Here is a 2,448-nt window from a genome sequence, read left to right on the forward strand (position 1 = left end):
CAGTTTTCAAAGAGCAATTTCTCTATCGTTTCTCTCGGAAGCGACTTGATTATCTTACCATGTAAGTAAGTTAACTGTCAACAACTTTTTGAAAAACTTTTTTAGTAAAACATTTTTCTGCGCTTCAGAACTTGATGTCCCTTAGCGACGTATATAAATATAACATCGAAATAATGAATGGTCAATACTAAAAATGATTTTTTACGATAATTATTTTATGATATGCAGGACCTGTTTATTAAACACTTGAAAGTACTTTAGCCAAGCTATTCTTTTACAAAATACCCTTATTCAATCACATAAGCGCTCTTTGTTTTACGGATCTTAGCTTTACAAGCAAAAGGAAGCTAAGCAGCACCTATACATGCATAAATATCACTGCTGAACATGGAGGCTGCCGCTCTTCTTCCTGATCTTATAAATGATAAAGCCTGTGATACACTTCCTGTCCCTTTGTTTCTACATTCGCAATTTCAATAATGTTTTTCTCGATAAGGTATTCCAGAAGTACGCTGAGATCCACTGCATAATGGGCCAGCTCCTGATGATTGATCAGCTGGGCAATTGTCCATGGCTCTTCTTTTGTTTCCATTACCTCTATTAAATGCTGGGCGCCAATATTTGTTCTTGAGTAAATAAGAAATTCACTTGCCAAAAATAACAGCTCCAGCCTTTTCTCTAGAGTTTCCTCGCTATTAACGAGTTCTTCATATAATTTAAAAATTTCAGGCTCGATGTGCTTAACCTGATTCCACACCGTCACCTCAGGGTGAAAGCCCTGGTCGATGACTTCGAGGCGCGCCAAGTGATGCAAAGAATGGACAACATGGTTATAGGCATCGAGAAACTGCCCATTTTCAAAAAACACTTTTCCGTCCATGTACCTTCTTATTAGCCTGGCAAACTCCATGCCCATTTTAATTTTCCTTCCGTAGAAAGGGAATTCGCTGATTTCTCTTTTCAGACTGGAAAGATATTCGTTTCTGTCAAATAATATCTTTCCATTTTGAATCCAGTCCACGACTTTACGGTTTGTCCCAAGCAGCAGCCAATCCTGCAGCTGGCTTTCAGACACAACATGCAGTGCTGCCTTTTTATCCCTGTATGTATAATGCTTCAGAAAAACGGCATCTTCCGCTTCGTTCACAATAACAAAAAGGATGTAGTCAAAGGTATCTGTGATTGATATGTCATTCGCTCTTTTTTCTATTAATAAAATGCCAAGTGTCGAAGAGTGGCTGGCTCTTTCCTGGTATATTGGACGAAGGATGTCCTCCATTTTTAAATTCCTCCAAAAACGTTGCAGATTACTGTACAAAACTCAGTTTATTTAAAACAGAGCAAAATGTACAGGGTGTATTCTTCACTAATATACGGATTCGACTTTTTTTGTGGAAATCCTGCTTTCCTGCGGAAATTCACCCATTTCTCCCTTGTTATAATTTTCATATTAGTCCCAATTTTGTGGTATAGTTAAAACAATCAGGAGGGACAACTATGCAAAAATACTCTAGCAAAATAAACAAAATTCGGACATTTGCTTTAAGCTTAATCTTTATTGGCTTCATTGTTATGTATGGCGGGATTTTCTTCAGGTCACATCCTATCGTCATGACAATTTTCATGATTCTTGGCGTCTTGTGTATTATGGCAAGCACCGCTGTGTATTTTTGGATTGGCATGCTTTCCACCAAAACGGTACAGGTTATTTGCCCAAATTGCAGCAAGCCTACTAAAATTTTAGGGCGGGTGGATATGTGCATGCATTGCAATGAACCCCTGACACTGGATAAAAATCTTGAGGGCGAAGAATTTGATGAAAAATACAATAGAAGACAAGCGAAGAATCATTGACGCGCACTGTAAATCACTGACAAAGATAGATAAAAAACTCAAAGCAGCTGCCTCTGCCATTCTGCTTGTGCCATATTGGCACAAAAAAAAGTTCCTGCCTAATTAGGCGGAACTTTTTTAATGTGTCTCTTTGCCAGTACAATCCGGGCATTCTCCGTATATTTCCATACGGTGGTTGCTGATCTGGAATCCCGTAACATGTGAGGCAAATTGCTCAACTTCGTTCAATCCCGGATAGTGAAAATCCACTATCTTGCCGCAATGCTGGCAAACTACATGGTAATGATTAGTGGTCACAAAGTCGAATCTGCTTGAAGAATCGCCAAACGTCAGCTCTTTCACTAATCCCACTTCACGAAATACTCTCAGGTTATTATAAACTGTCGCCACGCTCATATTCGGGAATTTGCCCTCCAGCGCTTTATAAATATCATCTGCTGTCGGGTGGGACATCGAGTTTATTAAATATTCAAGTATCGCATGACGCTGAGGAGTAATTCTCACTCCGGTATCCTTCAATGAATCTAATGCTTCCTTCAAATGATTTTCAGACACCGCCATGCACCTCTTTTCTAACAGTATATATTCTTATAT

3 protein-coding genes are annotated in these 2,448 nt (G+C 39.0%); 1 reads left to right on the forward strand and 2 read right to left on the reverse strand.

Going from position 1 to position 2,448, the window contains the following annotated elements; genetic code table 11:
* Nucleotides 1-415 precede the first annotated feature (415 nt).
* Nucleotides 416-1,279 (reverse strand): nucleotidyltransferase-like protein, encoded by an 864-nt coding sequence (locus BIV59_RS14395; RefSeq protein ID WP_071352170.1) that lies wholly within the window; start codon nucleotides 1,277-1,279, stop codon nucleotides 416-418.
* Between the two features lie 218 nt (nucleotides 1,280-1,497).
* Between BIV59_RS14395 and BIV59_RS14400 the strand changes: the two genes are divergently transcribed.
* Complete coding sequence (locus BIV59_RS14400; protein ID WP_071352171.1) at nucleotides 1,498-1,854, forward strand: YgzB family protein; 357 nt, start codon at nucleotides 1,498-1,500, stop codon at nucleotides 1,852-1,854.
* A gap of 117 nt (nucleotides 1,855-1,971) precedes the next feature.
* Here BIV59_RS14400 and perR read toward each other — a convergent pair whose 3' ends face one another.
* Entirely contained in the window at nucleotides 1,972-2,415 is a 444-nt protein-coding gene (gene perR / locus BIV59_RS14405) for a peroxide-responsive transcriptional repressor PerR (protein ID WP_071352172.1), read from the reverse strand.
* Nucleotides 2,416-2,448 lie beyond the last annotated feature (33 nt).

Origin of the sequence: Bacillus sp. MUM 13, assembly GCF_001866725.1 — a bacterium.
Classification (GTDB): domain Bacteria; phylum Bacillota; class Bacilli; order Bacillales; family DSM-1321; genus Peribacillus.

What these genes read in the sequence shown, in the direction of transcription:
- BIV59_RS14395 (WP_071352170.1), bottom strand. Translation starts at nt 1,279, where the DNA reads ATGGAGGACATCCTTCGTCCAATATACCAGGAAAGAGCCAGCCACTCT.
- BIV59_RS14400 (WP_071352171.1), top strand. Translation starts at nt 1,498, where the DNA reads ATGCAAAAATACTCTAGCAAAATAAACAAAATTCGGACATTTGCTTTA.
- perR (WP_071352172.1), bottom strand. Translation starts at nt 2,415, where the DNA reads ATGGCGGTGTCTGAAAATCATTTGAAGGAAGCATTAGATTCATTGAAG.